Below are 24,727 nucleotides of genomic sequence, written 5' to 3'. Positions count from 1 at the left end.
CTGGTGAGGTGACCGTGGGGCCGCCCGCTTCTTGGCCAGTGTCGTGTCCCCCCGACCCCAATCAAAGGGGTTCCCCCCCATTCTGGTGGGTTTTTCCCCCCCCCCTCCTGTTCCCCCCTCCCCCCCTCCCCCCCCCACGACTGTTGTCGCGGATCAGAAGTCGTACTCGTCGATGTTGGCCTTGTTGAAGACGGTCGGCTCACCAGGGGAGACGACACCGTCCGCACCGATGGTCATCGTGCCGAGGTCACCGGCGTCGAAGGTCTCGCCCTTCTTGCCGGTGATCTGGCCGGATTCGAGGGCGACCGCGGCGCGGGCGGCGAGTGCGCCGAGCTTGGCCGGCTCCCACAGCTCGAACTCCTCGACGGTGCCGTTCTTGGCGTAGGCGCGCATGTCGTTCGGGGTGCCGAGTCCCGTGAGCTTGACCTTGCCCTTGTACTTGGAGCCGGACAGGTACTGGGCGGCCGCCTTGATGCCGACGGTGGTGGGGGAGATGATGCCCTTCAGGTTCGGGTACTCCTGCAGCAGGCCCTGGGTCTGCTGGAACGACTTCTGGGCGTCGTCGTCCCCGTAGGCGGTCTTGACGAGCTTGATGTCCTTGTAGGCGGGCTTCTTCAGCTCCTCCTTCATGACGTCGATCCAGGTGTTCTGGTTCGTCGCGGTCTGCGCCGCGGACAGGATCGCGATCTCGCCCTTGCCGCCGATCTGCTTCGCCAGCAGCTCGACCTGGGTACGCCCGAGGTCCTCGGCGGAGGCCGGGGAGACGAACACCTGGCGGCAGTCCTTGTTGGTGTCGGAGTCGTACGTGACGACGCTGACGCCGTTGCGCATGGCCTGCTTGAGGGCGGTGCACAGGGCACCGGGGTCCTGCGCGGAGACGGCCACGGCGTCGACCTGCTGCTGGGTCAGGGTGTTGACGTAGCTGACCTGGCCGGCGGTGTCGGTGCCGCTGCTGGTGCCGACCTCCTTGTAGCTGGAGCCCAGTTCCTTGAGCGCCTTCTCGCCGCCCTTGTCGGCGGTGGTGAAGTAGGGGTTGTTGACCTGCTTGGGAAGGAAGGCGACCGTGAGGCCCTTCTTCGTCTCCGCGTTGGGGTCGGCCTTGCCGACGGCAGCGCTACCGCTGTCCTTGTTCGCGTCGTCCTTGGTGGTGCCGCCGCAGGCGGTGGCGCCGAGCGCGAGGACGGTGGCAGTGGCGAGTACGAGGGTCAGGCGGCGTGACCTGGCGCTGGTGCCGAGCATGGGAGGTTCCTTTGCCTGTGCGGGAGGGAGGGGGAGGGGCGCTCCCCGGCGGGGAGGGCCCGAGAGGAGCCGGGAAGAAGTACTACGAGGAAGGGGCCGTCAGCGGTGGGGACGCGGCCGTTCTCCCCCTGGCCCGTGTCTGGGAGATCTGTCGGCCGATCCGCGGGGCGAGAACGGAGATCACCAGGAGGACTCCGGTCGCCACGGTCTGGGACTGGGCGGAGACGTTCAGCAGACTCATGACGTTCTGCATCGTGCCGAGCAGGAACACACCGGCGATGGCCCCGCCGAGCGTGCCCTTGCCGCCGTCGAAGTCGATGCCGCCGAGCAGCACCGCGGCGATCACGGACAGTTCCAGTCCGGTGGCGTTGTCGTAGCGGGCGCTGGCGTAGTGCAGCGTCCAGAAGACACCGGTGAGAGCGGAGATCACGCCCGTGGACACGAACATGGCCAGCTTGAGCCGCTTGACCCGGACACCGGCGAAGCGGGCGGCCTCCTCGGAGGAGCCGATGGCGAACAGCGACCGGCCGAAGCGCGTGGCGTGCAGCACGACGACGGCGATCGCCAGCAGGATGACGAAGGGGACGACGGCGTACGGGAGGAACGTGTCCCCGAACCGGCCGGCCCCGAAGTCCAGGTACTGGACCGGGAAGTCGGTCACGGAGTCGGAACCGAGCACGATCTGCGCGATGCCCCGGTAGGCGCCGAGCGTGCCGATGGTGACGGCCAGCGAGGGAAGCCCGAGCCGGGTGACGAGAAGCCCGTTGACCAGGCCGCACACCACGCCGAGCAGCACGCAGATCGGGATGATCGTCTCGATCGCCATCCCGGCGTTCCACAGCGCGCCCATCACGGCACTGGAGAGGCCGGCGGTGGAGGCCACCGAGAGGTCCACCTCGCCGGAGACCACGAGCATCGCCATCGGCAGGGCGATCAGGGCGATGGGCAGGGTGTTGCCGATGAGGAACGACACGTTCAGGGCGTTGCCGAAGTTCTCCACGAAGGAGAACGAACAGATCAGCAGGACGACCAGCAGAACGCCGACCGAGGTGTCCCAGCGCACCGCGCCGCCGAGACGGGAGAGCACGGGAGACTTGACGGTGGTGTCAGGCATGACGGGCACTCCTCGACTGTGCGGCCTTCTTGCGCAGGGCTCCGGAGACTCTGAGCGCCAGAACCCGGTCGACGGCGATGGCGAGCAGCAGCAGGAAACCGTTGATGGCGGTGACCCAGACCGAACTCACGCCGAGGGCCGGGAGCACACCGTTGATGGAGGTCAGCAGTACGGCACCGAGCGCGGCGCCGTACACGGTGCCCGATCCGCCGGTGAAGGCGACGCCGCCGACCACGACGGCGCTCACCACGATGAGTTCGTACCCGTTGCCGGTGTTGGAGTCGACGTTGCCGAACCTGGCGAGGTACAGGGCGCCGGCGAGTCCGGCGAGCGCCCCGCAGACCACGTAGGCGGTCATGATGCGGGCCCGGATCGGGACACCGGCGAGCCGGGCGGCCTCCGGGTTGGACCCCAGGGCGTACATGTCCCGTCCGCTGCGGTAGTTGCGGAGGTAGTAGGCCACGACGACCAGGACGGCCAGAGCGAGCAGCGCGAGGTAGGGCACCACCCAGATGCCGCCGCTGCCGAAGTCCACGAAGCCGTCGGGCAGGGCGCTCGCCGTGATCTGGCGGGAGCCGACCCAGATCGAGTCGATGCCGCGGACGATGTAGAGCGTGCCCAGGGTCACCACCAGCGCCGGCACCTTGCCCAGACTCACCAGTGCGCCGTTGACCACGCCGAACAGCGCGCCGACCGCCACGGCCAGCAGGACCGCGACGAGCGGGTGGCCGCCGTCCTTGAGACAGAGCCCCGCGGCGAAGGCGGAGATGCCCAGCACGGAGCCGACCGACAGGTCGACGTTGCGGGTGATCACCACCATCGCCTGGCCGATCGCGACCAGCACGAGGATGGTCGCGTTCAGCATCAGGTCCCTGACGCCCTGCTCCGAGAGGAACTCGGAGTTGGACAGCTGGGTCGCGCCGAGCATCACCACCAGCACGGCCATCACGGCCAGTTCGCGGGCCTTGAACATCCTGTCCATGAGCCGCCGCGCGGCGACGGACTCGGGTGCGACCTCCTGCCGCACCGGCTCCACGGTCGTGGTCATGCCGCCTTCCTCCCTCGGTCGGTGCGGCCGGTCGCGGCTGCCATCACGGTCTCCTCGGTCGCTTCCGCCCGGGGGATCTCCGCGGTCAGCCGGCCCTCGTGCATCACCAGGACCCGGTCGGCCATACCGAGGATCTCCGACAGGTCGGACGAGATCATCAGTACCGCCACCCCGTCGGCGGCGAGCGAGGACAGCAGACGGTGCACCTCCGCCTTCGTCCCCACGTCGATACCGCGGGTCGGCTCGTCCACGATCAGCACTTGAGGAGCCGTGGCGAGCCATTTGGCCAGTACGACCTTCTGCTGGTTGCCGCCCGAGAGCGTCCCCACCACATCGGCCAGGCGCGCGTACTTCACCTGGAGCTTCGTCGCCCAGTCCACGGCGCGGCTGCGCTCGGCCCGCCGGTTCATCAGCCCGGCCCGGGAGGTGGCCGCGAAACCGGTGAGCCCGATGTTCCGCTCGATGGACATGTCCATCACCAGGCCCTGGGCGCGGCGGTCCTCGGGCACCAGCGCGAGTCCGGCGGCCATGGCCAGGCTCGGAGCACCCGGCGGAAGCTTCCGGCCGAGGACCTCGACCTCACCGCCGTCGAACCGGTCGACGCCGAAGACAGCGCGGGCGACTTCACTTCGGCCCGCCCCGACCAGACCGGCGAGACCGAGGATCTCTCCGCGCCGGACGTCGAAGGAGACATCGGTGAACACGCCTTCGCGCGTCAGCCGGCGCACGCTGAGGGCGACTTCGCCGATCCGGGTCTGCTGCTTGGGGTAGAGCTCCTCCAGATCACGGCCGACCATGCGGCGCACCAGGCCGTCCTCGTCGAGGCCGGAGAGGGGTTCACTGGCGATCCAGGCACCGTCCCGCAGGGTGGTGACCCGCTGGCACAGCTCGAAGATCTCCTCCAGACGGTGCGAGATGAACAGCACCGCCGAGCCCTGCTCGCGCAGCGTCTCGACCACGCCGAACAGCCGGGCCACCTCGCTGCCGGTGAGCGCCGCCGTCGGCTCGTCCATGATCAGGACGCGGGCGTCGAAGGACAGGGCCTTGGCGATCTTCACCAGCTGCTGGTCGGCGATGGAGAGGCCGCGGGCCGGCTGGTCGGGGTCGAGGGCGACACCGAGGCGGGCGAAGAGTGCGGCCGCGGCCGACTTGACCGTACGGTGGTTCACCCTGCCCAGGGAGCGCCGGGGCTGCCGTCCGATGAAGATGTTCTCCGCGACGGACAGGTCGGGGAAGAGCGTCGGCTCCTGGTAGATCACGGCGATCCCCGCGTCGCGGGCGTCCGCCGGGCTGTGGAAGTCCACCGGCTCGCCGTCGAGGAGGACCGTCCCGGTGTCCGGACGGTGCACGCCCGCGAGAGTCTTGATCAGCGTGGACTTGCCGGCGCCGTTCTCGCCCGCCAGGGCGTGCGCCTCGCCCGCGTACAGCCGCAGCGAGACGTCACGCAGGGCCCGGACGGCGCCGAAGGATTTACTCACTCCCTCCAGGGCGAGCACCGGAGTGGTCTCCGGTTCGGGATGAGTCATGGCTTCTCTCCAGTACGTGTGCCGAGCGGAAACACCGCATGAAATGTTTCAATGTAGTTGCCGGGGAAGCTAGCTTCAGCGTGTCCGGGACGTCAAGGGTCCAGGGCCCGCGCAGTCGCCGAAGTTTGCGACGAGGTGCCAGGAAACAGGTGGGCCAAGCCCTGCGGAGACCCTTGACGGAGGTTGCGTCACGGGTTAGTTTCGGCGGCAGTCTGAATCGATTCATAAGAACAGGTCATTCAAGTCCCCCGCGAAGGGGTAACTTGCGCATCCAGAGGTGGACATGCCTGACATCACTGCCGTGAGAACCGCACTCGCTGACCAGCGGGTCGAGACGCCTTCCTGGGGCTACGGCAACTCCGGTACGCGTTTCAAGGTGTTCGCGCAGCCCGGCGTGCCGCGGACCCCGCGCGAGAAGCTGGACGACGCGGCCAAGGTGCACGAGTTCACCGGTGTCACCCCCCGGGTGGCGTTGCACATCCCCTGGGACAAGGTGGACGACTACGCGGCGCTGGCCGCGCACGCGAAGGAACGGGGCCTGGAACTGGGCGCCATCAACGCCAACGTCTTCCAGGATGACGACTACAAGCTCGGCAGTGTCTGCCACCCGGACGCCGCGGTGCGGCACAAGGCGCTCGCGCACCTCATGGAGTGCGTCGACATCATGGACGCCACCGGCTCCCGCGACCTGAAGCTGTGGTTCGCCGACGGCACCAACTACCCCGGTCAGGACGACATCACGGCCCGCCAGGACCGGCTCGCCGAGGCACTCGGCGCCGTCTACGAGCGCCTGGGCGAGGACCAGCGGATGCTCCTGGAGTACAAGTTCTTCGAGCCCGCTTTCTACACGACCGACGTCCCCGACTGGGGCACGGCCTACGCGCACTGCCTGAAGCTCGGTGAGAAGGCACAGGTCGTCGTGGACACCGGGCACCACGCGCCCGGTACCAACATCGAGTTCATCGTCGCCGTCCTGCTCCGCGAGGGAAAGCTCGGCGGCTTCGACTTCAACTCCCGCTTCTACGCCGACGACGACCTGATGGTCGGCGCCGCCGACCCCTTCCAGCTCTTCCGGATCCTCCGCGAGGTCATCAAGAACGGCGGCCTCGACCCCGCCGCCGGCGTGGCCTTCATGCTCGACCAGTGCCACAACATCGAGGCGAAGATCCCGGCGATCATCCGTTCGGTGATGAACGTCCAGGAAGCCACGGCCAAGGCGCTGCTGGTCGATGACGAGGCCCTGGCCTCGGCCCAGGCAGCGGGCGACGTCCTGGCGTCCAACGCCGTCCTGATGGACGCCTACAACACCGACGTCCGGCCGCTGCTGGCGGAGATCCGCGAGCAGAAGGGTCTGAACCCCGACCCGATCGCCGCCTACCGCGCCAGCGGCTGGCAGGAGCGGATCGTCGCCGAACGCGTGGGCGGCGAGCAGGCCGGCTGGGGCGCGTAGCCGTTGCTCCGGGGCGCCGGGCGACCTCGGGCATCCTCCGTCGGCAACTCATCCCGCGTCGTCAACTCATCCCGCGTCGTCAACTCATCCCGCGTCGTCATCTCATCCCGCGTCGTCATCTCATCCCGGGTCGTCATCTCATCCCGAAGGAAAGAGCATCATGGCCTCCGCCGTTCATCCCGAAGTCGCCGGGCTCCTGGCGCGCTCGCACCGGCTGGGCTCGGACCCGCGCAACACCAACTACGCGGGCGGGAACACCTCCGCCAAGGGCACCGCCACCGACCCCGTCACCGGTGGCGAGCTGGAGCTGCTGTGGGTCAAGGGCTCCGGGGGCGACCTGGGCACGCTGAAGGCCGAAGGACTGGCCGCGCTGCGTCTGGACCGGCTGCACGCCCTGAAGGGCGTCTACCCGGGCGTGGAGCGCGAGGACGAGATGGTCGCCGCGTTCGACTACTGCCTGCACGGCAAGGGCGGCGCCGCGCCGTCCATCGACACCGCCATGCACGGTCTGGTCGACGCGGCCCATGTGGACCACCTGCACCCCGACTCGGGTATCGCGCTGGCCTGCGCGGCCGACGGCGAGAAGCTGACCGCCGAATGCTTCGGCGACAAGGTCGTGTGGGTGCCGTGGCGGCGGCCCGGATTCCAGCTCGGCCTGGACATCGCCGCGATCAAGGAGGCCAACCCGCAGGCCATCGGCTGCGTCCTCGGCGGCCACGGTGTCACCGCGTGGGGCGCCACCTCCGAGGAGTGCGAGGCCAACTCGCTGCACATCATCCGCACCGCCGAGGTGTTCCTCGCCGACAGGGGCCGTCCCGAACCGTTCGGCCCGGTGAGGGACGGCTACGCGCCGCTGCCCGACGAGGAGCGGCGCGCCCATGCCGCCGCGCTCGCCCCGTACGTCCGCGCGCTCGCCTCCGCCGACCTGCCGCAGGTCGGCCACTTCACGGACTCCGAGGCGGTGCTCGACTTCCTCTCCCGCACCGAGCACCCGCGTCTCGCGGCCCTGGGCACGTCGTGCCCCGACCACTTCCTGCGCACCAAGGTCCGCCCGCTGGTCCTGGACCTGCCGGCCGGGGCGCCGCTTGAGCAGGCGATCGCCCGGCTGACGGAGCTGCACACCGAATACCGCGCCGAGTACCGGGCGTACTACGAACGGCACGCGGTCCCCGGCTCGCCGGCCATGCGCGGCGCCGACCCCGTGATCGTCCTGGTGCCCGGGGTCGGCATGTTCTCCTTCGGCAAGGACAAGCAGACCGCCCGCGTCGCCGGCGAGTTCTACGGCAACGCGATCAACGTGATGCGCGGCGCCGAGGCAGTCTCCACGTACAGCCCCATCGAGGAGTCCGAGAAGTTCCGTATCGAGTACTGGGTCCTGGAGGAGGCCAAGCTGCGACGGATGCCCGCGCCCAAGCCGCTGGCCACCAGGGTCGCGCTCGTCACGGGCGCGGGTTCTGGGATCGGCAAGGCCATCGCCCACCGGCTCGTCGCCGAGGGCGCCTGCGTCGTGGTCGCCGACCTCGACGCCACGGGGGCGGCCGCCGTGGCCGAGGAACTCGGCGGGCCGGACAAGGCCGTGGCCGTGACCGTGGACGTCACCAGCGAGGAGCAGATCGCCGCCGCGTTCGCCGAGGCCGTACTCGCCTTCGGCGGCGTCGACCTCGTCGTCAACAACGCCGGCATCTCCGTCTCCAAGCCGCTGCTGGAGACGACGGCCAAGGACTGGGACCTCCAGCACGACATCATGGCCCGCGGCTCCTTCCTGGTCTCCCGCGAGGCCGCCCGGGTGATGACCGCGCAGAAGCTCGGCGGCGACATCGTTTACATCGCCTCCAAGAACGCCGTGTTCGCGGGACCCAACAACATCGCCTACTCCGCCACCAAGGCCGACCAGGCCCACCAGGTGCGGCTGTTGGCGGCCGAGCTCGGCGAGCACGGCATCCGCGTCAACGGCGTCAACCCCGACGGAGTCGTCCGCGGCTCCGGCATCTTCGCCGGCGGCTGGGGCGCCAAGCGGGCCGCCGTGTACGGCGTGGAGGAGGGGAAGCTGGGCGAGTTCTACGCCCAGCGCACGCTGCTCAAGCGCGAGGTGCTGCCCGAGCACGTGGCGAACGCGGTCTTCGCCCTCACCGGCGGCGACCTGACCCACACCACCGGCCTGCACATCCCGGTGGACGCGGGTGTCGCCGCGGCCTTCCTGCGCTGACCCACGAGCCCGCCCTGATGCCGGTGCGACGCCCGCGGCGGCATCAGGGACCCCACTCCTCGCCGCGCACAGCGGAGGTAACACCACGTGACCACCACCCCGGCCTCCTCGGCCTTCCCCTCCGCGTTCGCCGCGGTCGACCTCGGGGCCACCAGCGGACGGGTGATCCTCGGCCGGGTAGGGCCGGACAACCTCGACCTGACCGAGGCCCACCGGTTCCCCAACACTCCCGTACGCCTGCCCGGCGGACTGCACTGGAACCTGCTCGCGCTCTTCCAGGGAACGGTCGACGGACTGCGTGAGGCCGCCCGGGCCGGTTCGGTCGTCTCCATCGGCGTGGACACATGGGCGGTGGACTACGGGCTCCTCGACGCCGACGGCGTACTCCTCGGCGCCCCGTACCACTACCGGGACAGCCGCACCGACGACGCCGCCCAGCGGGTCCGGCCACACGTCGGACCCGAGGAGCTGTACCGGATCACCGGGCTTCAGCACCTGCCGTTCAACACCGTCTTCCAGCTCGCCTCGGCGGCGGGCAGCAGCCAGCTGGACGCTGCCCGCACCCTGCTGCTGATCCCGGACCTGCTGGTCCACTGGCTGACCGGAACCATCGGGGTGGAGGCGACCAACGCCTCCACCACGGGCCTCTTCGACGCCCGCACGGGCACCTGGTCCGGGGAACTCCTCGACCGGCTCTCCATCGACCCGGCTCTGCTGCCGCCCCTGCGCCGCCCCGGCGACCCGGCCGGAACCCTCCTGCCGCACGTCGCCGCGCACACCGGTCTGGACGCGAGCACCCCGGTCGTCACCGTCGCCTCGCACGACACCGCCTCCGCGGTCGCCGCCGTCCCGGCCACCGAACCGCACTTCGCCTACATCTCGTGCGGCACCTGGTCCCTGGCCGGCCTCGAACTGGACGCGCCGGTGCTGACCGAGGCGTCCCGGGCCGCGAACTTCACCAACGAACTGGGCGTGGACGGCACCGTCCGCTACCTCCGCAACGTCATGGGCATGTGGCTGCTCGAAGAGTGCCGCCGGACCTGGGAAGCGCAGGGCCTGCCCACACACATCCCGGTACTCCTCGCCGAGGCCGCCCGGTCCAAGGCCTTCGGCGCGATCATCGACCCGGACGACCCCGGGTTCCTCGCCCCGGGCGACATGCCGGAACGGATCCGCGAGTACTGCCGCCGCACGGACCAGCCGGTCCCCGGCAGCCGGGGTGCCCTCGTCCGCTGCATCCTGGAGAGCCTGGCGCTGGCCCACCGCCGCACCCTGCGGCAGGCGGCCGAACTCGCCGGCCGCGCCGTCACCCACATCCACCTCGTCGGCGGCGGCTCCCGCAACGACCTGCTCTGCCAACTCACCGCCGACGCCACCGGACTGCCCGTCATCGCCGGGCCCACCGAAGCCACCGCCCTCGGCAACATCCTCGTCCAGGCCCGAGCCGCAGGGCTGGTGGCCGACCTGGCGTCGATGCGCCGACTCGTCGCCTCGACCCAGCACCTCAGGCGCTACACCCCACGCGGCCACGGCGCGGACTGGGACGCGGCAGCCGCCAGGCTCACCCCTGCCCGAACGGAGCCCTGATGCGCGTAGCCCTCGTCGCCACCTGCGTCAACGACGCCCTCTACCCGTCCACGGCGATCGCCACCGTCAAGGTGCTCGAACGCCTCGGGGTCGACGTGGACTTCCCCGCCGCCCAGACCTGCTGCGGCCAGCCCCAGTACAACACCGGCTACCGGCGCGCGACCGAACCACTGGTGCGCCGCATGGCCCGCGCCTTCGAGGGCTACGACCACGTCGTCACCCCCTCCGGTTCCTGCGTCGCCATGGTCCGCGACAACTACCCCCGGATCGGTGCCAAGGCGGTGGCCGAGGGCCGGGACCTGGCCGACGCCGCCGCGTCCCTCGTTCCGCACGTCTACGAGCTGACCGAGTTCCTCGTCGACGTGCTCGAAGTGACGGACTTGGGCGCCTACTTCCCCCACACGGTCACCTACCACCCCTCGTGCCACGGGCTGCGCACGCTCGGCCTGGGCGACCGGCCCCGCCGGCTGCTGGAAGCGGTCAAGGGACTGGAACTCGTCGAGCTGCCGGGCGCCGAGGAGTGCTGCGGCTTCGGCGGCACCTTCGCCGTGAAGAACGCCGACGTCTCAGAGGCGATGGGCGACGACAAGATCCGCAACGCCCTGGCCACGGACGCGGACGTGCTGTGCGGCGCCGACAACTCGTGCCTCATGCACATCGGCGGCATGCTGCGCCGCCGAAACGCACCGCAGCGGGCACTGCACCTCGCGGAGATTCTCGCGAGCACGGAAGAGGAGCCGCTGCGATGAGTGGGACCTTCATGGGAATGCCGTCCTTCCCCGAGGCGGCACGGGACGCCGTACGGGACACGACACTGCGCGGCAACCTGCGGCACGCGACGCACACGATCCGCGACAAGCGGGCCCGCGCGGTCGCGGAGCTGGACGACTGGGCGGCGCTGCGCGAGGCCGGGAAGCAGATCAAGGACCACACGCTGCGTCATCTCGACACCTACCTGGTGCGGGTGGAGGAGGCGGTCACGGCGGCCGGCGGGACGGTGCACTGGGCCGCCGACGCCGAGGAGGCCAACCGGATCGTGGCGGACCTGGTGAAGGCGACCGGGGAGTCCGAGGTCGTCAAGGTCAAGTCGATGGCGACGCAGGAGATCGGTCTCAACGAGGCGCTGGAGGCGGAGGGCATCCGCGCCTACGAGACCGATCTCGCCGAGCTGATCGTGCAGTTGGGCAAGGACCGGCCCTCGCACATCCTGGTACCGGCGATCCACCGCAACCGCGGCGAGATCCGGGACATCTTCCGCTCCGAGATGGGCGAGTGGGGCCGCCCGGCACCCGAGGGCCTGACCGACACGCCCGCCGAACTGGCCGAGGCGGCCCGCCTCCACCTGCGGGAGAAGTTCCTGCGTGCCAAGGTCGGCATCTCCGGCGCCAACTTCATGGTCGCCGAGACCGGCACGCTCGTGGTCGTGGAGTCCGAGGGCAACGGCCGCATGTGCCTGACCCTGCCCGAGACCCTGATCTCCGTCGTCGGCATCGAGAAGGTGATCCCCACCTGGCGCGACCTCGAGGTCTTCCTCCAGCTCCTGCCCCGCTCGTCCACCGCCGAGCGGATGAACCCCTACACCACGATGTGGACGGGCACGACCGACGGCGACGGCCCCCGCACCTTCCACCTGGTCCTGCTGGACAACGGCCGCAGCGACACCCTCGCCGACGAGGTCGGCCGCCAAGCGCTGCGCTGTATCCGCTGCTCGGCGTGCCTGAACGTCTGCCCGGTCTACGAGCGGGCCGGCGGCCACGCCTACGGCTCCGCCTATCCCGGCCCCATCGGCGCCATACTCACGCCCCAGCTGCGGGGCACCGCCACGGAACTCGACGCGTCACTGCCGTACGCGTCGTCCCTGTGCGGTGCCTGCTACGAGGTGTGCCCGGTGGCCATCGACATCCCCGAAGTCCTGGTCCACCTGCGGGAGAAGGTCGCCGACCAGGGCGGCAAAGGGCACCGCCTGGAGGGGGCCGCGATGCGGACGGCGACCTGGCTGCTCGACCACCCGGCCGCCCTCAACGCCGGTGCACGACTCGCCTCCAGGACACGGAAGCTGCATCCCAAACGGCTTCCCGGACCCGGGGCGCGCGAGTGGACCAACAGCCGCGACCTGCCGGACATGCCCGCCGAACCCTTCCGTGACTGGTGGAAGAAGAACCACGCATGACGTCTCCGTCCTCCTCCCGAGACCGTGTCCTGGGCAGGGTGCGCAGGGCCCTCGCCGAGGCGCCCGAGGCCCCCGAGGTCACGCGCGACTACCTCGTGAGCCACACACCCGACGACCCCGCCACGGTGCTCGACCTCCTGCACGAGAACCTCGCCGACTACCGGGCGGGCGTGCACCGCAGCACCCGGCAGGACCTCCCGGCACTCATCGCAAGGATCCTCGCCGACCATGACGCAGCCACCGTCGTCGTGCCGCCCGGCCTCCCCGGCGCCTGGCTCGCCGACTCGGACGCCCGGCAACGACTCGACGAGGTCCCCCTGACCCCCGCCGAGCTCGACTCCGCCGACGCCGTGGTCACCGGCTGCGCCCTCGCCGTCGCGGAGACCGGCACCGTCGTACTCGACGCCGGTCCGGGGCAGGGCCGGCGTGCCCTCACTCTCATCCCCGACCTGCACATCTGCGTCGTCGACGTACCCGGGCAGGTGGTCGCCTCCCTTCCGCAGGCCCTGCCGCGCCTCGACCCCACCCGCCCGACCACGTGGATCTCAGGCCCGTCCGCGACGAGCGACATCGAACTCGACCGGGTGGAAGGCGTCCATGGACCTCGGACCCTGGAGGTCGTCCTGGTGGTGGACCGACCTCGCGGTCGCCGGGGCCGATGACCAGCCCGAACGACTCACCGATCGGCGGCAAGGTGTACGATGCACATTAAGTGCACAATGCATACTGGGTCGGGTCTCGGTGATCATCAGGGTCGGCGTCGGCATCGTCTACGCGCGGTGCCCGGGCCGACCGCGGGTGGTCCCGTGACCGACACGAGCCGGTCCTGAGTCGCGGAGCAGTCCGCGCCCTGGGGCGCTCACGGAAGGGACACCCCATGAACTCCCTCAGCCTGCAGGGAAAGTCGGCCATCGTCACCGGAGGGGCCTCGGGCATCGGCGGTGCCATCACGAAGGTCTTCGTCGAGCGCGGAGCCCGGGTCGTGGTCGTCGACCTCCAGGAGGAGGCCGGTCAGGCGCTGAGCCGTGAGCTGGGTGACGCCGTGGTCTTCCTGAAGGGCGACGTGTCCGACCGGTCGGTCGCCGACACGGCCGTGGCCACCGCCGTCGAGCGCTTCGGCTCCCTCGACGTGCTGGTGAACAACGCGAGTGTGTCGCGGCAGAAGCCGTTCGAGGAGCAGACGGACGACGACTGGGACCTCGCGATGAACACCGGTCTGTACGCCACCCGCAACTTCATGCTCGCGGCCCTGCCGGAACTGAAGAAGACCGGCAACGCCTCCGTCATCAACTTCGGCTCCGGCGCCGGACTGAACGGCCAGCCGAACCAGGCCTCCTACGCGGCGGCGAAGGAGGCCATCCGCGGTCTGAGCCGTGTGGCCGCCAACGAGTGGGCCCCGCACAACATCCGAGTCAACGTGATCTGCCCCATGGCCCTGACCGCCGGCGTGGCCCAGTGGGCCGAGGCCCGTCCCGAGCAGTACGCCCAGTCCGCTGCCATGGTGCCCCTCGGCAGGTTCGGCGACCCCGACCGGGACGTCGCTCCCATCGTCGCCTTCCTGGCCGGTGACGACGCGCGGTACATGACCGGACAGACCGTCATGGCCGACGGCGGCTCGGTCAAACTCCGCTGACCCGGCGAGGACGGCGCGCAGACTCGACTTTCGTAGGCCCACACCGATGAACACCGGTTCCTGTGCGTGGGGAGCGTCGGAGTCAGTACGAGTATGTCGGCGAACTCCACCTGGTCGATCAGCAGAGCGCTCACGGTGCGCTCGTCGTCCTCGTAGGGAGCGAGGGTGGCGTCGACGGGGTCAGCCCTCCGGACGCATGAGGCCGCGCCGGTAGGCGGGCACGAGGTGCTGCGGCACGCGGTAGGTCACACCGTCGACCGTGACCGGCACCAGGTTCGGCGTGCTCGCCTTCCACTGGGCGCGGCGGTGGCGGGTGTTGCTGCGGGACATCTTGCGCTTGGGCACGGCCATGAGGTGTTCCTCTCGGTCAGGACGTCGTGCGGCGCGATGGGCGCCGCCGACGGGAGGGGTGGGACGAGCAGCATACGACAATGGTTGTCATGTGCCATAACCGTGTTCGCGGATCAGGCGGATCAGGCGGATCAGGCGGATCGTGCGGATCGGGCGGACGCCGGTCGCGGTCGGCGGCGCCTCAGGCCGGTTGCCAGATCCGGGCGAGGGTCGAGGGGGTGAGGAGGCGCTCGGGCTGCCCCTGACCCACCAGTCGGCCCTCGCGCAGCAGGAGGCAGGCGTCGGCCGAGCGGGCGGCGTCGAGGTCGTGCGTGGCGTGGACGACGGTCACGCCGTCGTCCGCCAGCTCGGTCAACAGCGTCGCTATGCGCTCCCTGGCCTCGGGGTCGAGTGCCGTGGTCGGCTCGTCCAGGAGCAGCAGGTCCGACTCCTGGGCGAGCCCCTGGGCGATCAGGGCGCGCTGCCTCTGTCCACCGGACAGCTCCCCGAGTTGGCGTGCGGCGAGATCGGCGATGCCCAGGCGGTCCAGGGCCGAGTCCACCGCGGCTCGGTCCTGCCGGGTGAGCCGGCGCCACGGGCCGCGTTCGCCCCAGCGCCCCATCTCCACGGTCTGCCGGACCGTCAGCGGCAGTGCGTCGCCGACGGCACCGCGCTGAGGCACGAACGCCGGTGGCCGGCCGCCGGTGTGGTGGAGCTCGCCGGCTGTGGGCTGGATCACGCCGGCCAGTACGCCGAGCAGGGTGGACTTGCCGCTGCCGTTCGGGCCGACGAGCGCGGTGGTGGTCAATCGGCCTATCGAACCACTGAGTTGATGGAGCACGGGGTGGCCGGTGTAGCCCGCGGACAGCTCCGTGAACCGGATGCGAAGCGTCTCTTCCTCGGCGGCGGGGAGCGAGGGGCCGGGTTTGTTGAACATGATTGTCATTGTAGTGTGCTCGCATGGAGTGGTTGACAGGCCCCTTCGAGGTGACCTTCGTGCAACGGGCCCTGTGGGGCGGAGTTCTGGTGTCGGCGATCTGTGCCATGGCGGGGACCTGGGTGGTGCTGAGGGGCATGGCCTTCCTCGGTGACGCCATGTCGCACGGCCTGCTGCCCGGCGTCGCGCTCTCCGCGCTTGTGGGAGGGAACCTGCTGGTGGGGGCGTTGGTGAGCGCGGCCGTCATGACGGCCGGTGTCACCGCCCTGGGCCGCAGACCCAGGCTGTCCGAGGACACCGGGATCGGTCTGCTGTTCGTGGGCATGCTGTCGCTCGGCGTCATCATCGTGTCCCGGTCGCAGTCGTTCGCGGTGGACCTGACCGGGTTCCTCTTCGGTGACGTCCTCGCCGTCCGAGAGCAGGACCTGGCGCTGCTGGGAGGGGCCCTGCTGCTGGCGCTGGGCGTCTCGGTCCTCGGCCACCGGGCCTTCCTCGCCCTGGCGTTCGACCCGCGCAAGGCCCAGACGCTCGGTCTGCGTCCACGCCTGGCACACGCCGTGCTGCTGGGACTGCTGGCACTGGCCATCGTCGCCTCGTTCCACATCGTGGGGACGCTGCTGGTCCTGGGCCTTCTCATCGCTCCGCCTGCGGCCGCGCTGCCGTGGGCGCGCAGTGTGCGGGGCGTCATGGTGCTCGCGGCGCTGCTCGGCATGTCCGCCACGTTCGGTGGCCTGCTGCTGTCCTGGCACCTGAGCACCGCGGCCGGCGCGACGGTCTCGACCCTCGCCGTAGGCCTGTTCTTCCTCTCCCACCTGGCATCCGGCATCCGCGACCGCCGCCGCGCACGCCCGGCCGGACTCCGCCCGGCGACAAACCGACTGAGAAAGACCTGAGGCGATGTCCTTGTTCGTCCGAAAGAACGTCACTTCCTGGGGGACGACCTTGTTCGTGTCCCTCGCGCTGCTGGCCACGAGCTGTGCCGGGCAGGACGACAACGCGTCCGCCGACAAGGAGAGTTCCCCGGCCTCCACCACCGCCCACGGCTACGTCGAGGGAGCGCAGGAGGCGGTCGAGCAGCAGTCCCGGCTGCTGCTCAACGACCCGGAGACCGGCGACACCCGCGTACTCGACCTGATCACCGGCAAGGTCCACGACGTGTCCCCGACCAGCGGGACCTCGGACCTCACCACGGACGGCCGGTTCGGTTACCTCCACACCGAAAGCGGTACGCGTGTCCTCGACGGAGGCGCCTGGATGGTGGATCACGGCGACCACGTGCACTACTACCGCGCCGCGATACGCGACGCCGGCCGCCTGCCCGCGGGTACCGGTGCGCGCATCCGCAGCGACGCCGCCGTGACCGCCGTGACCGGCGAGGACGGCCGGGCCGCGGTCTACCGCCGGGCCGAACTGGAGAAGGGCGAGGCGGGCAGCCCCCGTCGGCTGCCCGGGGAACCCGCGAGCGCTGTCGTGCCGTATGCGGAGCACCTCCTCACCGTCATGGAAGACGAGGACGGCTCCACGAAGGTCGTGGTGCTCGACCGCGAGGGCAAGCGCGTCGCCTCGCCGGACGCGGAGTGCGAGGCCCCCCGGGGCGACGCCGTCACCCGGCGTGGGGTGGTGTTCGGCTGCGCGGACGGAGCACTGCTGATCCGTGAGGACGACGGCGGCTTCGCGGCCGAAAGGATTCCGTACGGTGCCGATGTCCCCGCAGAGGAACGGGCGTCGCACTTCAGCCACCGCGCGGGGAGCGACACCCTCACCGCGCCGGCCGGGGACCGCGCGGTGTGGGTGCTGGACGTCACCGAGCGCACCTGGACACGGGTGAGGACCGGCCCCGTCGTCTCCGTCAACACCGCGGGGGAGGGCTCACCGCTGCTCGTCCTCCAGGACGACGGAGCCCTGCACGGCTACGACATCACCACCGGCAGGCAGGTCTCCCGGACCAAGCGCCTGCTGACCGACGTCCCCGATGTCCGCGCCGACGACATCACAGGCCCTGCCATCGAGGTCGACCGCAGCCGGGCCTACCTCAACGACCCCGCGGGCAGCCGCGTCCATGAGATCGACTACAACGACAACCTGCGCGTCGCTCGCACCCTCGACCTCGACATGAAGCCGGTCCTGATGGTGGAGACCGGACGATGACGACACCGAAGCGAACCGTTCTGCGGCTGCGCCGCCTGCTGCTGACCCTGGTCACCCTGGTCTTCGCCGCCACGGCCACCGCCTGTACCAGCATCGACGACCGGCCCAGGGTCGTGGTGACGACCAACATCCTCGGTGACATCACCCAGGAGATCGTCGGCGACGAAGCCGAGACCGTCGTGCTGATGAAACCGAACGCCGACCCGCACTCCTTCGGGCTGTCGGCCGTGCAGGCCGCCGAACTGGAGCGCGCCGACCTCGTCGTCCACAACGGACTGGGCCTGGAGGAGAACGTGCTGCGGCACGTGGACGCCGCCCGCGAGTCCGGTGTGGCCGCCTTCGAGGTCGGCAAGGCGGTGGACCCCCTCACCTTCCGGCTTCACGCCGACGGGGGCCCCGAGGAGGAGGCAGGCCAGCCCGACCCGCACTTCTGGACCGACCCGGACCGCGTACGCAAGGCCGCGGCCCTGATCGCCGAGCAGGTCGTCGAGCACGTGGACGGCGTGGACGAGAAGGCGGTCCGGGACAACGCCGCCCGCTACGACGAGCAGCTGGCCGACCTCACCACCTGGATGGAGGAGTCCTTCGACCGCATACCCGAAAAGAAGCGGGCGTTGGTCACCAACCACCACGTCTTCGGCTACCTCGCGAAACGCTTCGGCTTCCGGGTGATCGGCGCGGTGATCCCCAGCGGCACCACCTTGGCCTCGCCCAGCTCCTCCGACCTGCGCTCGCTCACCGAAGCCATGCGTGAGGCCGGGGTCCGGACGGTGTTCGCCGACTCCTCCCAGACCAAGCGACTGGCAGAGGTCCTGCGCACGGAACTGGGCGGCGGGGTGCGCGTCGTGGAGCTCTACTCCGAGTCGCTGACCGAGAAGGGCAAGGGCGCCGGCACCTACCTGCAGATGATGCGCGCCAACACCACCGCGATGACCGACGGCCTCGCCGGCGACTGAACCGCACACCCGCGCCGGCGACTGAACCGCACCACCATGCCGACACGACCGGCCGCCACCGACAGACACACCGACGCCGCCCCGTGCGGCCGGAAAGGAACACCCACAGTGAGCAAGACGATACGCAACAGAGCCCTCACCGGAACCGCCCTCGCCCTCGCCGTCTCCACGGTTCTGACCGCGTGCGGGGGAGGGGACGATGCCTCCTCCGACGCGAAGACGCCGAAGGACTCGCCGAGTGCCAAGTCCGCCACGGCGGTCAAGAACCCGCTGGTCGCCACTTTCGCCGGCGGCCTGTACATCCTGGACGGCGAGAGTCTGAAGCCGGCCAAGACGATCGAGCTGCCCGGATTCAACCGGGTCAACCCGGCAGGCGACGACTCCCACGTCATCGTCTCGACCGACGCCGGCTTCCGGGTCCTCAACGCCGCCGAGCAGACCCTCACCGACATCACCTACGAGGGCGCCAAGCCCGGGCACGTCGTACGGCACGCCGGCAGGACGGTCCTGTTCACCGACGGCACCGGTGAGGTCAACGTCTTCGATCCCGCCGACCTGGGCAACGGCACGAAGCCCGAAGGCCGTGCCTACACCTCCGCCGAACCGCACCACGGCGTCGCGATCGAACTGAGCAACGGCCAACTCCTCAGCACCCTCGGGACCGAGGAGAAGCGCACCGGCGCACTGGTCCTGGACAAGAACAACAAGGAGATCAGGCGCAACGAGAACTGCCCCGGCGTCCACGGCGAAGCCGCCGCCCAGGGCGAAGCCGTCGCCGTCGGCTGCGAGGACGGCGTCCTGATCTACAAGGACGGCAAGTTCACCAAGGTCGACGCCCCCGACGAGTACGGCCGCATCGGCAACCAGGCCGGCAGCGACGCGTCGCCGGTCATCCTGGGCGACTACAAGACCGACCCGGACGCCGAACTGGAGCGACCGACCCGTATCTCCCTCATCGACACCGAGTCCGCGAAGCTGCGCCTGGTCGACCTGGGCACCAGCTACTCGTTCCGCTCGCTCGGCCGGGGGCCCCACGGCGAGGCACTCGTCCTCGGCACCAACGGAACGCTTCACGTCATCGACCCGGAGACGGGCAAGGTCGAGAAGAAGATCCCCGTAGTGGACAAGTGGCAGGAGCCGCTGGACTGGCAGCAGGCCCGGCCCACCCTCTTCGTCCGCGACCACACCGCGTACGTCTCCGAACCGGGCAAGCGGAAGCTGCACGCCGTCGACATCGAGTCCGGCGAGAAGGTCACGTCGGTGACGCTGCCGAAGGGTACGAACGAACTCTCCGGTGTTGCCGTCGGCCACTGACGTCAGGCCCATCCAGGCACAACACGAGGCACGTGCCTGGGCGGGCAGGCCGACGGCGGGCTCAGTCCTTCACGCGGCCGCCGGCAGCAGTGCCGAGGAGTCGGGTTCCAGCCCGGTGCCGAAGTCTCCGACGACGGTGAGCCGTTCGAGGTCGACCACGGCGATGCGGTGGGTGCCCAGCTGGGACACGTAGGCCAGGGGCCGGTCGGGGTGGAAGGACACGGCGGCCGGGGTTCCGTCGAGGCGCAGCGAGCGGATCGGGCGCAGCGCCGTGCTGTAGACGGTGAGGGTGTTGGCGACGATGTCCGTCACCAGTAGCCGGTCCTCGTCGACGGTGTACACCCGCAGTGGGTCTCCGCTCACCTTCCGGCTGCGCAGCACCTTCATGGTGCGCGCGTCCACGGCTACCAGGGAAGAACTCTTACGGGCCCCGACGAACAGGGTCTTCTCGTCCCGACTCAGGCAGCCACTCTCGGGCAGTTGGCCGGGAGTCACCACGAGCGGTGGGACGGAGGCGTCGTGGGGACGCACGAGGCTCACCGTGTGCGACAACAACCCCGTGACGTAGGCTCGTTCGCCGTCCCGGCTCAAGGTGAACAGGTGGGTCTTCACGCCGTGCGCGGGAACCGCCCTGGTCGGTGCCTGGTCGGTGGACGGTGCGTCGAAACCGAGCAGCACCGCCTTCTCCTCACTCAGGGCGTAGAGCCGGTCGCGGTCGTCGATGCCCATGCCGTGGATGCGGTTGAAGGGCCGGGTGTCGATGGTCCGGGCCAGAGACCGCTCGACGAGGTCGATGACGAAGACAGCGGCGCCGCCCTCGCCGACGGTCGAGGACATACGCACTCCGTAGTGCCCGACATAGGCGAACCGCCGGTGCGCGTCGACGACCATCTCGTGCGGATAGTCGGGCAGCCCCACCCTGTGCAGACGCCGCCCCGACGTCGCGTCGTAGAAGCCGACCGCGTGGCCGCTCTTCTCCACCACCACCAACACGTCCGTCCCGGCTGCCCGCGGAGCACCGGAGGCCGACGTCGCCAGCCCGGACCCCAACGTTCCGGCACCGGCCGCCATCATCACCGTGCGACGCGTCACCACAGTCCCTCACCTCGATCTGTCGACGTCCGTCATCGTCCTGGGCGAGGGACCGCAACTCCTCGCGTCCGGGCACGAGCCTGATGTCCGCCGACGGATCTGGTCAACCGCCTCGCACGGGACGGCAACCGGGGGAAAGGGCGCGGGCGTTCGGCCGGTCTGGTGCTACGCATCACCGAGGGCCCCGGTGGGCTGCTTCTCATCACGCCGTCGGAGGGAGCTGGCCGCGCAGCCATTCGGGGTCGGGGTTGACGTGCGGCCGGCCCGCCACCATGACGGTCGGCACGGTCTCGTCGCCGTTGTTGACGGTTCGTACCGCCGATGCCCCAGCCGGGTCACGCCAGACGTCGACCCAATGCAGCCGACGGGCGCTGCGGCCCAACCGGAACCGCAGGCGCAGGCAGTACTTGCAGCCCGCGCGCCAGTAGACGATCGGCCGGCCGTCGACCGCGCTCCGGCGTCGTGCCTCCACCGCTCCGATCGACCGGGGGCATGCCAACGGCGATGCGGGCCTGCGAGCAGGACGAACATCAGCAGAAGTTGCACCCACGCGCGCATCATGACGGAAGGACTGTGCGGTGACGTCGTCCGGGCCGACGGGGGCGGAAGCCCGGTGACTCTGTCATTGCAACGAACGACAGTAAAGTTCGTTGCGTTAAGTTCGAGGCATTGCAACGATTTGAAGGACGCTGTCTGCGGTTATCTCGTTCTCACGCAAATATTTGGTTGCCCATAACATGAACGCAACGTAGCGTTTCTGGCGTTGGAAACGACGAGGCGACGGTCGCACGGATCGGGAAGTGCGCGTTTCGTCGACTGAGCCAGCAGGGGGCGGATCATGGAGACAGCACAGAGTCGGCAGCCGGCGGCGCCCGGTGCCTTCACGTCCTTCGCCCGCTTCGTGCTCTGCGGCGGCGGAGTGGGGCTCGCCTCCAGCTTCGCCGTGGCGGTCCTCGCCTCCTGGATTCCCTGGATGCTGGCCAACGCACTGATCACCGCGGGCTCCACCCTTCTCGCGACCGAGCTGCATGCCCGCTTCACCTTCGGCGCGGGCGGGCACGCGACCTGGCGCCAGCATGCGCAGTCGGCCGGGTCCGCGGCGGCCGCGTACGCGGTGACCTGCGCAGCGATACTTGCCCTGCATCGGCTGGTGGCGGCACCCGGTGCGGTGCTCGAGCAGGTCGTCTACCTGTCCGCCGCCGCACTCGCCGGTGTCGCGCGGTTCGCGGTGCTGCGCCTGGTCGTCTTCGCACGGAAGTGCTCGCAGGTCGCGGCCACCGTCCCCACCGCCCGTCCCGTCCACGCGACCGTGGCGCGCGATTCCGCCCCGACCGCCCCCGCGGTGCTCTGTCACGCTTGAGCGCGCGTCTGCCGTGAGGTGTCCGACTTCAACATCCACCTGACTCTGATGGGAACCGCGGTTCGTCTCTGTGTTGTTTTATGGTTATCTGATGCGACTTGTCCCCAGTTAGGTCCTGCTCTCGTCAGGATGTGCGCCCGTCCTGCTGATCGGAGGCTGGACGGGCGCGGCACTGTTCGAAGGGCCTGCCTATGACCCCGTCACTGAAACGATCAGCGCCCTGGGGGCCTACGGAGCTTCCGGATTCTGGGTGATGACGGCGGCGTTCCTGGCTTTGGGCGCCTGTCACCTGCTGACCGCTTGGGGGCTACGGACAGCTGCCACCGCCGGACGCGTGGCGTTGGGCGGCGGCGGTCTCGCGGCGCTGGCGGTAACACTGCTTCCCGCACCGACCAGCGGGGGTTCACTGCGTCACGGCACCGTGGTGGCAGTCGGCTTCACGCTCCTGGCTGTGTGGCCGGTACTGGCCGCCAAGGGCGGCGCAACCGCTCCCTGGGCTCTGCGGCTTGCGCCCTCGATCGTGGTGACCGTCCTGATGTCCGCCGGTGGAGCATGGTTCCTGATCGAGATGCACCGACACGGCAACGCCGGCGTCGCGGAACGCGTCGTGACGTTTGTCCAGTCGGTGTGGCCCTTCGTGGTCGCCGCCTCCTGCCCTCACCACTCCGAGGTACCGGCCGAGCGGCCTGCCGGTCCTGGATAGCTCGCGAGCCTGATCTCATGCCAGTTCGGACAGCCGGTCGAGGCGATCGCGGTGGTCAGATCTCAGGTGGATACGTTCCGCGGCGAGGTTCTCCTCCAGGTGGTTCACCCGGGCGGTGCCCGGGATCGGGAGGATGACGGGCGAGTGGCCGAGGAGCCATGCGAGCGCGATCTGCGTGGGAGTGGCACCGAGTTCGTCCGCCACTGCGGCGATCTCGGACCTCGCTCCGGAATCTCCCCAGGCGACAGGTCGCCACGGCAGGAATGCGATCCCCGCGGACTCACAGGCGGCGAGTACCGGCTCGTGCTCGCGGTCGAGCACGTTGTAGCGGTTCTGTACGCTCGCGACATCGACCATCTGCCGTGCCTGGTCAAGTTCGTCCGCGGTGACCTCGGACAGCCCGATCCGGCCGATCTTGCCCTCGGCTCGCAGGTCCCGCAGCGTGCCGAGCTGATCGGCGAGCGGCGTCTCCGGATCGATCCGGTGCAGCTGGAGCAGCTCGATCCGCTCGACGCGCAGCCGGCGCAACGCCTGCTCGACCTGATCGCGCAGAACAGCCGGCCGCCCGTCGAGCTTCCACTCGCCTGAAGGGTCCGATCGGGCAACGCCGACCTTGGTGGTGATCAGCAGGCCATCCGGGTAAGGGTGCAGGGCCTCGACCAGCAGTTCCTCGTTGGCTCCCCCGCCATACAGATACGCGGTGTCGATCAGAGTGACGCCCAGCTCAACGGCCCTTCGGGCCACCGCGAGAGAGTTCTCGCGGGCTGGGCCCGGCTCCGTCGGCAAGTGCATGGCCCCGAACCCGAGTCGCCGGACCTTCAGTTCCCCGCCGATACGAAACGCAGTCGATGTCACGTGCCGCCCCCCTGGCTCAGGCGGCAAAGCTAGCATCGCAGTTGACCACCTTGTGCGTGGAGACGTCGGATGCCATGTGGATCGACATTCAGGAGGCGAAGGTGCTCGGAAGGGGCACGTGGTTGCTCGCAGGCGCCATGACCGTGGTCTGCATGCTGCTCGTCGGCCCCAGTGCACCGAGCGGCGCCCTCTTCGTGAGGTCACTGCCCGTCGATGCCGTCGGAGATGTCGTACCGAACCGGGTCATGACGTGGAACATCTGCAACCCCTGCGAGGAAAGCAACGTCGACCGGGCAGCGGAGATCGCGACGTACGCGCCCCAGGTCATCGGCCTGCAGGAAGCGTGCGTGCGTGACGTCGACAGGATCCGGGACTATCTGGAGAGTCTTTACGGGCTGGTCTACCACGTCGAGTACGGGATGGTTCTGCAACACCGGGGCCGCTGCGGGGGAGTGCCGTGGAGCCCGGGAGGCTTCGGTCAGGCGATCCTCTCGGCGGCCCCGATGACGGACCGTGTCCACGTGGAATACCCCGACGGTGGATCCGAGGACCGTGGGTACATGGCGGTCACCACCCTGGTGGGCGGCGAGCCCGTCCGGGTCTTCAACACGCACCTCGCCCAGCGGCGTCAGGAAGCAGTCCGAGCAGACCAGGCCGCCGTACTCGCCGCCGAGGTCGCTCGGCACGACCGCGCGGTCGTTCTCGGTGACTTCAACGCCGTGCCGGACGCTCCCGAGCTCGCCCGGATGTGGGCCCTGGCCGCGGACACCGACGCCCAGTGTCATCCCTCGCCCGCCGGCTCCTGCAAGCCGACCACCGACTGGCACAGCAAGTTCGACTACGTCTTCCTGCGAGGCCTCATCCCGCTCGGACACCGCGTGGAACCCACTCCGTACTCGGACCACCACCTGCTGCACACCGACGTCGACCCGGCCTGAAGAGCCTCCACGTACTCAACCGCCGCACGGCGTGGATCGCGGGAACTGTCCGCAGTCGACCGTGTCGATCTTCGGCATTCAGAAAGTCCTCGGGCAAGTCCTCGGGCGTCAGTTCCGTCGG

The 24,727-nt window shown here is 69.8% G+C and carries 22 protein-coding genes and 1 pseudogene; 14 read left to right on the top strand and 9 right to left on the bottom strand.

Translation table 11 applies throughout. The features are described from left to right. Positions 1–153: 153 nt before the first annotated feature. The 4 genes from rhaS to ACFCZF_RS24480 all read right to left on the bottom strand — a co-directional run bounded on the left by rhaS (position 154) and on the right by ACFCZF_RS24480 (position 4,927). A complete protein-coding gene (gene rhaS / locus ACFCZF_RS24495) occupies positions 154–1,239 on the bottom strand; it encodes a rhamnose ABC transporter substrate-binding protein (protein ID WP_376673474.1) in 1,086 nt (361 codons plus the stop codon). An 82-nt stretch (positions 1,240–1,321) separates the two neighbouring features. Continuing rightward, positions 1,322–2,353, bottom strand: coding sequence for an ABC transporter permease (locus tag ACFCZF_RS24490; protein WP_375918268.1), 1,032 nt, complete (start codon positions 2,351–2,353; stop codon positions 1,322–1,324). Continuing rightward, complete coding sequence (locus ACFCZF_RS24485) at positions 2,346–3,401, bottom strand: ABC transporter permease (protein WP_376673473.1); 1,056 nt, start codon at positions 3,399–3,401, stop codon at positions 2,346–2,348. The genes ACFCZF_RS24490 and ACFCZF_RS24485 overlap by 8 nt, the downstream gene beginning before the upstream one ends. Then, a complete protein-coding gene (locus ACFCZF_RS24480; RefSeq protein ID WP_376673472.1) occupies positions 3,398–4,927 on the bottom strand; it encodes a sugar ABC transporter ATP-binding protein in 1,530 nt (509 codons plus the stop codon). The genes ACFCZF_RS24485 and ACFCZF_RS24480 overlap by 4 nt, the downstream gene beginning before the upstream one ends. Positions 4,928–5,210: 283 nt before the next feature. Here ACFCZF_RS24480 and rhaI point away from each other — a divergent pair, with 283 nt between their 5' ends. The 7 genes from rhaI to ACFCZF_RS24445 all read left to right on the top strand — a co-directional run bounded on the left by rhaI (position 5,211) and on the right by ACFCZF_RS24445 (position 13,973). Further along, positions 5,211–6,377 carry an L-rhamnose isomerase gene (gene rhaI / locus ACFCZF_RS24475; RefSeq protein ID WP_376673471.1) on the top strand — a complete coding sequence of 389 codons (1,167 nt, stop codon included), beginning with the start codon at positions 5,211–5,213 and terminating at the stop codon, positions 6,375–6,377. Between the two features lie 160 nt (positions 6,378–6,537). Beyond that, positions 6,538–8,583 (top strand): bifunctional aldolase/short-chain dehydrogenase, encoded by a 2,046-nt coding sequence (locus tag ACFCZF_RS24470; RefSeq protein ID WP_376673470.1) that lies wholly within the window; start codon positions 6,538–6,540, stop codon positions 8,581–8,583. A gap of 87 nt (positions 8,584–8,670) precedes the next feature. Continuing rightward, entirely contained in the window at positions 8,671–10,170 is a 1,500-nt protein-coding gene (locus ACFCZF_RS24465; protein WP_376673469.1) for a rhamnulokinase family protein, read from the top strand. Continuing rightward, complete coding sequence (locus ACFCZF_RS24460; protein WP_376673468.1) at positions 10,170–10,919, top strand: (Fe-S)-binding protein; 750 nt, start codon at positions 10,170–10,172, stop codon at positions 10,917–10,919. The genes ACFCZF_RS24465 and ACFCZF_RS24460 overlap by 1 nt, the downstream gene beginning before the upstream one ends. Further along, positions 10,916–12,340, top strand: a complete 1,425-nt coding sequence (locus tag ACFCZF_RS24455; protein ID WP_376673467.1) for a LutB/LldF family L-lactate oxidation iron-sulfur protein — start codon at positions 10,916–10,918, stop codon at positions 12,338–12,340. The genes ACFCZF_RS24460 and ACFCZF_RS24455 overlap by 4 nt, the downstream gene beginning before the upstream one ends. Next, positions 12,337–13,002, top strand: coding sequence for a lactate utilization protein C (locus ACFCZF_RS24450; RefSeq protein ID WP_376673466.1), 666 nt, complete (start codon positions 12,337–12,339; stop codon positions 13,000–13,002). Before ACFCZF_RS24455 ends, ACFCZF_RS24450 begins: the two co-directional genes overlap by 4 nt. A 215-nt stretch (positions 13,003–13,217) precedes the next feature. Then, positions 13,218–13,973 (top strand): SDR family NAD(P)-dependent oxidoreductase, encoded by a 756-nt coding sequence (locus tag ACFCZF_RS24445; RefSeq protein ID WP_375918251.1) that lies wholly within the window; start codon positions 13,218–13,220, stop codon positions 13,971–13,973. Positions 13,974–14,153: 180 nt separating this feature from the next. On the opposite strand, the gene rpmF is transcribed toward ACFCZF_RS24445, so the two are convergent. Next, a complete protein-coding gene (gene rpmF / locus ACFCZF_RS24440) occupies positions 14,154–14,324 on the bottom strand; it encodes a 50S ribosomal protein L32 (RefSeq protein WP_055420083.1) in 171 nt (56 codons plus the stop codon). A gap of 181 nt (positions 14,325–14,505) precedes the next feature. Continuing rightward, positions 14,506–15,240, bottom strand: coding sequence for a zinc ABC transporter ATP-binding protein AztA (aztA, locus tag ACFCZF_RS24435; RefSeq protein WP_376673465.1), 735 nt, complete (start codon positions 15,238–15,240; stop codon positions 14,506–14,508). Positions 15,241–15,263: 23 nt separating this feature from the next. On the opposite strand from aztA, the gene aztB reads away from it, so the two are divergent. The 4 genes from aztB to aztD all read left to right on the top strand — a co-directional run bounded on the left by aztB (position 15,264) and on the right by aztD (position 19,658). Further along, entirely contained in the window at positions 15,264–16,133 is an 870-nt protein-coding gene (gene aztB, locus ACFCZF_RS24430) for a zinc ABC transporter permease AztB (RefSeq protein WP_376673464.1), read from the top strand. A gap of 4 nt (positions 16,134–16,137) precedes the next feature. Further along, positions 16,138–17,388 (top strand): hypothetical protein, encoded by a 1,251-nt coding sequence (locus ACFCZF_RS24425; RefSeq protein WP_376673463.1) that lies wholly within the window; start codon positions 16,138–16,140, stop codon positions 17,386–17,388. Then, positions 17,385–18,344 carry a zinc ABC transporter substrate-binding protein AztC gene (aztC, locus tag ACFCZF_RS24420; protein ID WP_376673462.1) on the top strand — a complete coding sequence of 320 codons (960 nt, stop codon included), beginning with the start codon at positions 17,385–17,387 and terminating at the stop codon, positions 18,342–18,344. Before ACFCZF_RS24425 ends, aztC begins: the two co-directional genes overlap by 4 nt. Before the next feature lie 108 nt (positions 18,345–18,452). Continuing rightward, positions 18,453–19,658 (top strand): zinc metallochaperone AztD, encoded by a 1,206-nt coding sequence (gene aztD, locus ACFCZF_RS24415; RefSeq protein WP_376673461.1) that lies wholly within the window; start codon positions 18,453–18,455, stop codon positions 19,656–19,658. 69 nt (positions 19,659–19,727) lie between these two features. Here the strand turns inward: aztD and ACFCZF_RS24410 are convergent, their stop codons facing one another. Both ACFCZF_RS24410 and ACFCZF_RS24405 read right to left on the bottom strand, forming a co-directional pair. Further along, positions 19,728–20,750 (bottom strand): YncE family protein, encoded by a 1,023-nt coding sequence (locus tag ACFCZF_RS24410; RefSeq protein ID WP_375918240.1) that lies wholly within the window; start codon positions 20,748–20,750, stop codon positions 19,728–19,730. 202 nt (positions 20,751–20,952) lie between these two features. Continuing rightward, a pseudogene (locus ACFCZF_RS24405) lies at positions 20,953–21,290 on the bottom strand (glutaredoxin domain-containing protein); the annotation flags it as partial. 298 nt (positions 21,291–21,588) lie between these two features. Here ACFCZF_RS24405 and ACFCZF_RS24400 point away from each other — a divergent pair. Both ACFCZF_RS24400 and ACFCZF_RS24395 read left to right on the top strand, forming a co-directional pair. Beyond that, positions 21,589–22,110 (top strand): hypothetical protein, encoded by a 522-nt coding sequence (locus ACFCZF_RS24400; RefSeq protein ID WP_376673460.1) that lies wholly within the window; start codon positions 21,589–21,591, stop codon positions 22,108–22,110. A 115-nt stretch (positions 22,111–22,225) separates the two neighbouring features. Continuing rightward, positions 22,226–22,813 (top strand): DUF998 domain-containing protein, encoded by a 588-nt coding sequence (locus ACFCZF_RS24395; protein WP_376673511.1) that lies wholly within the window; start codon positions 22,226–22,228, stop codon positions 22,811–22,813. A 15-nt stretch (positions 22,814–22,828) separates the two neighbouring features. Here ACFCZF_RS24395 and ACFCZF_RS24390 read toward each other — a convergent pair whose 3' ends face one another. Further along, a complete protein-coding gene (locus ACFCZF_RS24390) occupies positions 22,829–23,704 on the bottom strand; it encodes an aldo/keto reductase (RefSeq protein WP_376673459.1) in 876 nt (291 codons plus the stop codon). A gap of 38 nt (positions 23,705–23,742) precedes the next feature. On the opposite strand from ACFCZF_RS24390, the gene ACFCZF_RS24385 reads away from it, so the two are divergent. Further along, on the top strand, positions 23,743–24,606 hold the full coding sequence (locus ACFCZF_RS24385; RefSeq protein ID WP_376673510.1) for an endonuclease/exonuclease/phosphatase family protein: 864 nt from the start codon (positions 23,743–23,745) through the stop codon (positions 24,604–24,606). Positions 24,607–24,727 lie beyond the last annotated feature (121 nt).

The organism is Streptomyces sp. NPDC056296 (genome assembly GCF_042268605.1).
Taxonomy (GTDB): domain Bacteria; phylum Actinomycetota; class Actinomycetes; order Streptomycetales; family Streptomycetaceae; genus Streptomyces.
The sequence above is the reverse complement of the archived record's forward strand: the minus strand, read 5'-3'. Positions and strand labels throughout refer to the sequence as shown.

Coding starts and splice junctions, on each gene's coding strand:
- rhaS (WP_376673474.1), bottom strand. CDS start 1,239: ATGCTCGGCACCAGCGCCAGGTCACGCCGCCTGACCCTCGTACTCGCC.
- ACFCZF_RS24490 (WP_375918268.1), bottom strand. CDS start 2,353: ATGCCTGACACCACCGTCAAGTCTCCCGTGCTCTCCCGTCTCGGCGGC.
- ACFCZF_RS24485 (WP_376673473.1), bottom strand. CDS start 3,401: ATGACCACGACCGTGGAGCCGGTGCGGCAGGAGGTCGCACCCGAGTCC.
- ACFCZF_RS24480 (WP_376673472.1), bottom strand. CDS start 4,927: ATGACTCATCCCGAACCGGAGACCACTCCGGTGCTCGCCCTGGAGGGA.
- rhaI (WP_376673471.1), top strand. CDS start 5,211: ATGCCTGACATCACTGCCGTGAGAACCGCACTCGCTGACCAGCGGGTC.
- ACFCZF_RS24470 (WP_376673470.1), top strand. CDS start 6,538: ATGGCCTCCGCCGTTCATCCCGAAGTCGCCGGGCTCCTGGCGCGCTCG.
- ACFCZF_RS24460 (WP_376673468.1), top strand. CDS start 10,170: ATGCGCGTAGCCCTCGTCGCCACCTGCGTCAACGACGCCCTCTACCCG.
- ACFCZF_RS24455 (WP_376673467.1), top strand. CDS start 10,916: ATGAGTGGGACCTTCATGGGAATGCCGTCCTTCCCCGAGGCGGCACGG.
- ACFCZF_RS24450 (WP_376673466.1), top strand. CDS start 12,337: ATGACGTCTCCGTCCTCCTCCCGAGACCGTGTCCTGGGCAGGGTGCGC.
- ACFCZF_RS24445 (WP_375918251.1), top strand. CDS start 13,218: ATGAACTCCCTCAGCCTGCAGGGAAAGTCGGCCATCGTCACCGGAGGG.
- rpmF (WP_055420083.1), bottom strand. CDS start 14,324: ATGGCCGTGCCCAAGCGCAAGATGTCCCGCAGCAACACCCGCCACCGC.
- aztA (WP_376673465.1), bottom strand. CDS start 15,240: ATGTTCAACAAACCCGGCCCCTCGCTCCCCGCCGCCGAGGAAGAGACG.
- aztB (WP_376673464.1), top strand. CDS start 15,264: ATGGAGTGGTTGACAGGCCCCTTCGAGGTGACCTTCGTGCAACGGGCC.
- ACFCZF_RS24425 (WP_376673463.1), top strand. CDS start 16,138: ATGTCCTTGTTCGTCCGAAAGAACGTCACTTCCTGGGGGACGACCTTG.
- aztC (WP_376673462.1), top strand. CDS start 17,385: ATGACGACACCGAAGCGAACCGTTCTGCGGCTGCGCCGCCTGCTGCTG.
- ACFCZF_RS24400 (WP_376673460.1), top strand. CDS start 21,589: ATGGAGACAGCACAGAGTCGGCAGCCGGCGGCGCCCGGTGCCTTCACG.
- ACFCZF_RS24390 (WP_376673459.1), bottom strand. CDS start 23,704: ATGCTAGCTTTGCCGCCTGAGCCAGGGGGGCGGCACGTGACATCGACT.
- ACFCZF_RS24385 (WP_376673510.1), top strand. CDS start 23,743: ATGTGGATCGACATTCAGGAGGCGAAGGTGCTCGGAAGGGGCACGTGG.